General features: G+C 45.5%; 9 protein-coding genes. All 9 read right to left on the reverse strand.

Annotation, left to right across the window (positions count from 1 at the left end; all coding sequences use genetic code 11):
* Window positions 1-47: 47 nt before the first annotated feature.
* From V7Z64_RS10245 to V7Z64_RS10285, 9 genes are read right to left on the reverse strand one after another with little or no spacing between them, the layout of a single operon-like run.
* Window positions 48-476, reverse strand: a complete 429-nt coding sequence (locus V7Z64_RS10245; RefSeq protein ID WP_297992494.1) for a bifunctional adenosylcobinamide kinase/adenosylcobinamide-phosphate guanylyltransferase — start codon at window positions 474-476, stop codon at window positions 48-50.
* The gene (locus V7Z64_RS10250; protein ID WP_297992492.1) at window positions 428-1,024 is read right to left on the reverse strand and encodes a histidine phosphatase family protein; all 597 of its coding nucleotides are present in this window, start codon (window positions 1,022-1,024) and stop codon (window positions 428-430) included. The genes V7Z64_RS10245 and V7Z64_RS10250 overlap by 49 nt, the downstream gene beginning before the upstream one ends.
* On the reverse strand, window positions 982-1,731 hold the full coding sequence (locus V7Z64_RS10255) for an adenosylcobinamide-GDP ribazoletransferase (protein ID WP_297992491.1): 750 nt from the start codon (window positions 1,729-1,731) through the stop codon (window positions 982-984). The genes V7Z64_RS10250 and V7Z64_RS10255 overlap by 43 nt, the downstream gene beginning before the upstream one ends.
* On the reverse strand, window positions 1,704-2,261 hold the full coding sequence (locus tag V7Z64_RS10260; RefSeq protein ID WP_297992488.1) for a bifunctional adenosylcobinamide kinase/adenosylcobinamide-phosphate guanylyltransferase: 558 nt from the start codon (window positions 2,259-2,261) through the stop codon (window positions 1,704-1,706). Before V7Z64_RS10260 ends, V7Z64_RS10255 begins: the two co-directional genes overlap by 28 nt.
* Complete coding sequence (cobD, locus tag V7Z64_RS10265) at window positions 2,258-3,313, reverse strand: threonine-phosphate decarboxylase CobD (RefSeq protein WP_297992485.1); 1,056 nt, start codon at window positions 3,311-3,313, stop codon at window positions 2,258-2,260. The genes V7Z64_RS10260 and cobD overlap by 4 nt, the downstream gene beginning before the upstream one ends.
* The gene (gene cbiB, locus V7Z64_RS10270) at window positions 3,288-4,220 is read right to left on the reverse strand and encodes an adenosylcobinamide-phosphate synthase CbiB (RefSeq protein ID WP_297992482.1); all 933 of its coding nucleotides are present in this window, start codon (window positions 4,218-4,220) and stop codon (window positions 3,288-3,290) included. Before cbiB ends, cobD begins: the two co-directional genes overlap by 26 nt.
* Complete coding sequence (locus tag V7Z64_RS10275; protein ID WP_297992497.1) at window positions 4,217-5,668, reverse strand: adenosylcobinamide amidohydrolase; 1,452 nt, start codon at window positions 5,666-5,668, stop codon at window positions 4,217-4,219. The genes cbiB and V7Z64_RS10275 overlap by 4 nt, the downstream gene beginning before the upstream one ends.
* 5 nt (window positions 5,669-5,673) lie before the next feature.
* Window positions 5,674-6,696 carry a FecCD family ABC transporter permease gene (locus V7Z64_RS10280; RefSeq protein ID WP_297992480.1) on the reverse strand — a complete coding sequence of 341 codons (1,023 nt, stop codon included), beginning with the start codon at window positions 6,694-6,696 and terminating at the stop codon, window positions 5,674-5,676.
* Window positions 6,662-7,618: an ABC transporter substrate-binding protein gene (locus V7Z64_RS10285; RefSeq protein ID WP_297992478.1), complete on the reverse strand. Its 957-nt coding sequence runs from the start codon at window positions 7,616-7,618 to the stop codon at window positions 6,662-6,664. Before V7Z64_RS10285 ends, V7Z64_RS10280 begins: the two co-directional genes overlap by 35 nt.
* Window positions 7,619-7,695 lie beyond the last annotated feature (77 nt).

A 7,695-nucleotide genomic window follows, 5' to 3' on the forward strand; every position in this document is an offset into this window, starting at 1 on the left:
TTCCTGTAACAAGTCGCTCATCGGTACTTTTCATAGAATTTTTGACACTACCTGATTTGTTCATTCATCCCACACCATACGTAATCAACACGGCTACATATGCGCGCCAATTGTTGATACGCCCAACCGACCACATCTCGCCACGCTCGTTCATGTGCCTCAATCGGGACGATCCCTTGTCCGATATCGCATCCGATCCAAACGACCGTCCGCTCCCCTTCTTTTTCCCATTGCTCCCATGCGTGCACATACGACATCATTGCTTTTTTTTGCTCATCTGCATAAGGGAGAAAATATTCGCGAATCCATTGTTCTATTCCTTCTAGCACAACAACAGATGCCGTTTTTTCATCATGGGGAAGCGGAAGTGGTCGTTTATACGCACAATACCAAACATGTGGGGTATGCGTTAGTGAATAATATGCGTTTACCCATTTTCGTTTTCCTTGAAACGCACCGCCGCTAACGAAATGCATCGCTTTCTCTCCTTCCATCGCTCGTTCGTATTGCAAAGTGTTACTCCTTCATCAAACGGAACGTGCCATTCCCAAAACGGACGTGTTTTAGGAGCGTACTGCGACAATAAGTAACGTATGACTCCCCCATGCGTCACAACGATAATATGAGAAGCCGAGCGGCTAATGAGATCATCGATCGCTCGTTCGATACGCCCTTGAAAATCGCGAAACGATTCGCCATTTGGTGGTGAATGGTGAATGGGATCATCTATCCATCGCCGATATGACTCGACCGTCTGTAACTCGGCGTACGTTTTTCCTTCAAAATCGCCAAAATTCAATTCGCGCCAACGATACGAACATTCGATCAAAGCATGAGGAAAAAGAAGATGAGCTGTTTGTCGACAACGAAGCAAGTCACTTGTAATCACGACATCGGCGTGTAACGAGTGCGACACATTCGGCTTTTTCACAATCGGCACATTCGTCCATCCGATATATTGTTTCGCCTCATTTTCCTTCGTTATAAAATGGCGAATGCATGTAATAGCCAAATGACGAACCATAAAAACGTTTCGCTCCCTTCAATAAACGCTCCTAACACATCGCCAGTTACTCCACCAAACTGTTTTACGACAAACGCTTTCGCTATCACATAAAACAACATAAGCGCCAAAAACAAAACGAGCGTCTCACGCGAAAATAAGCAAACGCCCCCATACATAGCAACAAACGGCACAAAGCGATGGTCAACATGTTGACGAAAAGATGCTGCCATTCCGGTTTGTTTCGCGAGCGGCGCAGTCAATAAAAGCAACGTCATCCCGAGACGCGAAAGGAGCGGAAGGCAAAAAAGAGAAAATAGCGAGAAATGTGCGATCGTCTCAAACATAAAAATGAAACGAAAGCCGAGCAAAAAGAAAAGCGAGAGCACCGCAAACGCCCCGACGCGCGGGTCGCTCATAATTTCGAGGCGTCGTTGTTGATCGCGATACGAAAAATATGCATCGCTACAATCCATCCAGCCGTCCGCATGCAATCCACCTGAAAAAAAGATAGATGAAAATAATAGTAAAAATGATAAAACGAGCAAAGAAACATGACCGAATAATAACGCATGTTGGGCAACGAGAAGCGCCCCAATCATTGCACCGACGAGCGGAAACGACAACACAGCTATGCGCCCTGTTCGTTCATTCCAGTCCACTTGCATTCGTACCGGGAGAACAGTTAAAAACTGTACCGCTAATATGATTCCGCGCCACATGGCCATCTTCCTTTCTTTACGATCGGCAAACCGTATTTCATCAATATAGCAACATCGCTCCATGCCGCAATGTGTTGATGAAGCAAACCGAGTCCGTGCATATATGCGTATGTCCCCCGCTCTTTCGGCACACCATCACAAAATAGTTCATTGCTCACAACAATGAGCGCTTTCACTTTTTCGCCTAATTGTTTTATTTGCTGGGCGATGCGCGGCACTTTTACATGTACATTCCATTCGTCATCGCGAAATAACTCATTTGCCCATAAATTCGTTAAACAATCAAGCAAAACGACATGACGCTCAGAAAAAATAGGAAGGAGCACATCAAGATCATACGGTTGTTCCCACGTTTGCCATCGATCGTATTGCCGCTCGTGTTGATGATGGGCAATGCGCGCTTCCATTTCCTTATCGGTACGCATCGCTGTCGCGATATAATGAAGCGAGCATGTTTCTTGTGCGATCGTTTTGGCACATTGTTCCGCAAACGAAGATTTACCGCTACGCACTCCACCGCTAATAAATACGATCACGTATTCCACCTTCTTAAATAAGAAAGTAAGCGGTCATTTTCTTCTTTCGTTCGAACGGCGAGACGAATATATTTCCCGGCAAGCCCGCGAAAATTCAACGTATGACGCGCAACAATACCATGTTGCAAAAGAAATGGAAAAAGCGTCATCGTCTCATCTTGCAATATGTAAAAGTTTACAACAGACGGAGAATGAATGTAGCTAAGTTTAGCAAATTGCGTAAATAGCCGGTCTCGTTCCGATGCAATACGCACTTTTGTTCGGCGCACAAACTCATCATCTCGCAACAGTCGTTCGCCTAGTTGTTGCGCGACCGTATTGACGCTCCACGGTGGCTGCTTTTCCATCATCTGTTTTATGACATATTCATGTGCGAGCACATAACCGAGCCGTACACCTGGCAATCGATACATTTTCGTTAACGAGCGCAATACAATTAAGCGGTCAAACATAGGCAAATCAGACGAAACGGAATAGCCATCAAGCCAAAAATCGTAAAAAGCTTCATCGACAATGACAAATACCCTTTCATCATGTGCGGCTTTCAACAAAGCATACATCGTTTCTTTTGGCCAGACCGTCCCTGTCGGATTGTTCGGATGGCACAGAAATAGTGCATGTAAAGACGATAAACGCTCGATGATTTGATCGATTGGCGGTTGTCCATGTTCATCTAACAAAAACGAATGGATCGTACAACCGTACGTCTCACATGCGCGCCGATATTCTGAAAACGTCGGCTCGATGATGCCGATATGTTTTTTAGCAAACTGTTGAGCAAGCAAATAAATGCATTCTGCAGCACCATTGCCAACAAATACGTTTGAGCGCGTTACATGTTCTCGTTCGGCAATGATTGCTCGAAGCGTTTCGCTTCGCTCTTCAGGGTATACACTCATCCAGCGAACCCATTGTTGTTCGGTTGGCATATATTCGTCTGGAAGCGGAAACGGATTCACATTTACGCTAAAATCGATATACGAACTCGGCATATCCATATGCATCGCTTCGTATAAACGACGCGGATTAGCCCCATGTGCAGGCAACTGCAAGCAAACTCCCCCCGATCGTAAAAGCTATTGTTGTACGTCTCATTATCGCCACCGCTTGCTTAATATGCTCACATTTCAGCGGAACGGATGCATCACCAATCGTTGGCCGAACGGATATAACCCCGTTGTATGTATTCACCCCTCCGAGCTGAACGCCTAGTAGTGCGGCCATCGCCGCCTCGCACCATCCGCTATTTGGGCTTGGATGGTTGCGAGCATCGCGAAATAATAGTTTCCACATGCGCGTATTTGCGCGATGAATAAGCAACATCACACACGCTGTCAGTCGCGCAGGAACGTAATTGAACGCGTCGTCTAAGCGAGCTGAAGCCCAACCAAATTGGGCATACCGTTCATTTTTATATCCGAGCATCGAATCGCACGTATTTACTGCTCGATACAACATTGCGAGAGCTCCGCCGCCAATGAACGCATAAAACAACGGTGCCGTCACTCCGTCACTCGTATTTTCTGCAACCGTCTCTACACACGCTCGCACAATTTCTTCTTCTTGTAGCGCCTCGGTGTCGCGTCCAACGATCATCCCTACTTTTTTTCTTGCTTCGTTTATGTCGCCCTGTTCTAGTGGGTGGAGCACATCATATGCCGCTCTTGCCAAGCTTGTCGGGGCAATAGAAGTAAAAATGATGAGCGCTTCCATGAAAACGCCAAATATTGTCGACAGTCGATATGAAATAGCGATAATTGCATAGCTAACGATAAACGTTAACGCACAAACGATAAATGATGCCCATACTCCCTTCCATTTGCGCCATCTCCCTTTATTCCAATGGCGATCAATATAAGCAATCGACTGTCCAATCCAACATACTGGATGAAAACGATGAGGGTCAGCAAATCGCCGATCAAACAAAAGGGCAATGATGACAGCCCATACGTGCGTCATCGTTGTTCCCCCTTTCGCTTTCGATAGCTGTCAATAGCTGTTTGCGTCGCTTCATATACTGCACGTGCAAGCTGTTTACCAATTGGTGTAATCGTTCCAGCGTATGCATAACATGTTCCTTGTTGAGAAGCAGCGATGGCAACAGAATCAGTTGATGTTCCTGTCGCGATCGTATTCGTTTGCGGATCGACGACTTGTTTATCATACAACGCTTTTGCTTTTGCTTCTGTTGCAGTTATTAGCGCTTGCACGAACGCAGCTTCTGATAAATGACCATCGATAAAAACGAACGTATTAATCGTCCCAGGAGAAGCGACTACATCTGTGCGCCGCCAAGCATTTGCACTATCTACCGCATTTCCAACTCCAGCGGTCACCGCAACAAAAAGACGAACATCTTCATCAATAGATGAAAACGCAACATCTTTTACATCGACAGCGGTCATCATGCCGACCGTCCATTGCTCACGAAAACCGTGTTGCTTCAAAAATTGAATCATTTCCTGCTCAGCATCGTCACAGCGGTAGTCAAGCGAAACGTGACGATTGACGAACGTCGTTGCCCAACGTACACCACCACCAACAAGCGCCGATGAAAGCACTTTAAACGGCTTAGCTGTCTCTACGACGAGCATCGTTTCATGTTCTTTGACGTGCCATAATCCTTCGTCTATATGCGGCGTAGAAAATGGAACGAATGTGACGAGCGGCTTCGGTAAAACCGGGTGTTCGTGACGTTTCATTTTTGTTTCAAATACGCACTCAATCATTGATTCGCTCAACAATTCCCGCGGCGTTCCGCATGCCACAGCTTTTCCATCTTTCAATAAAAGAAGGCGGTCGCAATAAAGCGAGGCAATATTTATATCGTGAAAAATAGCTACAACGGTAAGTCCTGACTGTTTCAATAAATTGAGCAATTTAAACTGCTGCGCCACATCCATATGGTTCGTCGGTTCATCTAGAAGCAATACGCGCGGTTGTTGCGCTAACGACCGCGCGAGGGCAGCGCGCTGACGCTCCCCGCCGCTTAATTGCTCTAACCGTACATGTTGTTTATGCGCCAATGTAACGGAATGAATCGCTTCAGTAACAGTTTGTTCATCCTCGTTTGTCCAGCGCGGTAAAAGCGATGACTGATACGGATAACGACCGAGTTCAACCATTTCTTTTACCGTATACCCAAACGAAATGTCCGTATGTTGAGGTAACGTCGCAACGAGCTTTGCATACTGTCTCGGTTTATACGTCTCAATCGGTTGACCGTAAACAAACATAACCCCTTGTTGCAAAGGAAGTTCACGGCTCATCAGTTTCATTAGCGTCGTTTTCCCGCTTCCGTTCGGTCCTAAAATACCGAAAAACTCCCCTTCGTAAACGGTAAACGAAACATCTTCCAACACTTTTTTTTCACCATATTGATACGAAACATGCTTCACATTTATCATTTTGATCACGTCTTCCGCCTTAAACTTTTAAATAACAATATCGCAAACAATGGAGCGCCAATAAACGACGTAATGACCCCGATTGGCAGCTCTCGTGGCGCAATCATCGTTCGTGCAACTAAATCTGCTAATACGAGAAACGTTCCTCCGTACAAAAAAGAAAGCGGCAATAATCTTCTATGATTCGCCCCACAAATAAGGCGCGTCATATGAGGAGTGACAAGACCAACAAATCCGATCGTTCCCGATACGGCCACAGCTGCTCCTGTAAGTAGCGATGCACTTAACAAAATAAATAGTTTTCGCTGTAACACATGCACGCCAATATTTGCCGCTGCTTGTTCTCCAAACGAAAATGCGTTTAACTCGCGAATGTGAACAAATAAACCGATAGAACCGATCAAGAAAAACGGGAAAAACAAGGAAACGTACGACCAACCGCGCATCGCCACGCTCCCCATAAGCCAGCCAATGACTTGGCGCAACTCCTCCCCACTTAAAGCAACCATGAGCGAAATAAGTGAACCGAAAAAAGCGTTCATGATAATCCCGATTAAAACAATCGTCTCCATTGCCATATTTCGCTCGGCAAGACGAGCGAACAACAAAACGAACAATAAAGTCACGAGTGCAAATATAATGCTAACGATCGGCAACGTAAAACGTCCGAGAAGCGGCAAATAAAGGTGAAAGAAGAAAACGATGACCGCTCCGACAGCTGCCCCAGATGAGACACCGATCGTGTACGGATCAGCAAGAACGTTTTTCAATAACCCTTGAAAAGCAACGCCCGCCACAGCTAAAGCTGCCCCGATGAAAAAAGCGAGCACAACCCTCGGTAGACGAATCGAAACAATGATTTGCGAATCCGTAGCAGGCACTGTCGGTGTATGAATGAATGTCCCCCATATAGAAGAAAAGGGAATCGATTGTGATCCAATCGATATCCCTAACAATATGGCAGCCATCGCAATGATTAGTGCAACGATGTAATTATTGAAAAATGTCTGGATAAACGGCTTTGGCAATTTCTTCGACCCCTTCAGCTAAACGTGGTCCTGGACGAGAAACTAAATCAGAATTGACGTCATATACGCGTTTATTTTTAATGGCAGGAACGTCTTTCCATGCTGGGCGAGCGAGCACTTGCTCAACTGCGTTTGGTGTGTAATAACCGTACGTCGTAATAATGACATTCGGGTTTAGCGCCACGGCATCTTCTTCCGTAAACATCGGCCATCCTTCTTGATCACCGGCCGCGTTTTTCGCATGAATGATCGTTAACATTTCATCCATAAATGTTCCTTTTCCAGCTGTATAAATTTCTGGTGCAGGCGAGACTTCGACCCAAACGGTTGCTTCTTCTTTCACTTCTTTTGCTTTTTCAGCAATGGCATCGATTTTTTGCTTCATTTGTTTCACAACGTCCGATGCTTCTTTCGTTGTCCCTGTCGCTTTACCGATTAGTTCAATGGAAGCATACACGTCATTCAACGATGTCGCATTTGGCACAACAATGACTGTAATGCCCGCATCTTTCAATTGTTTTAATCCTTCTTCAGAGTTATGTGCACTTGACGCGTGTGCAAGCACAACGTCCGGCTGAAGCGCGATAATTTTTTCAACATTAAACTCCATGCCGCCGATTTTTTCTTTGTTTTTCACATCTTCCGGATAGTTATCAAAATCGCTTACACCAACGATTTTGTCACCAAGTCCTAGCGCATACGCAATTTCTGTATTGCTCGGGATGAGCGAAACGATCTTTGCTGGCTCCTTTTCAATCGTCACGTCACCAAACGCATCTTTTACTGTGACAGGAAATGCCGCCTCCGCTACTTTCTCCTCTTGCTTTGACTCTTTTGCCGTCTCTGCGTTATTCGCGCACGCCGCTAATCCGAGCGTCAGCACGAGCACCAAAAGCCATACATACTGTTTCCACTTTTTCATCGTTTTTCCCCCTCTTTATGTATATAACTGTAGATGAGCAAATTTACTAACATAAATTTACAACCAAACAAAAAAAG

Origin of the sequence: Anoxybacillus sp., assembly GCF_036834105.1 — a bacterium.
Lineage (GTDB): Bacteria > Bacillota > Bacilli > Bacillales > Anoxybacillaceae > Anoxybacillus.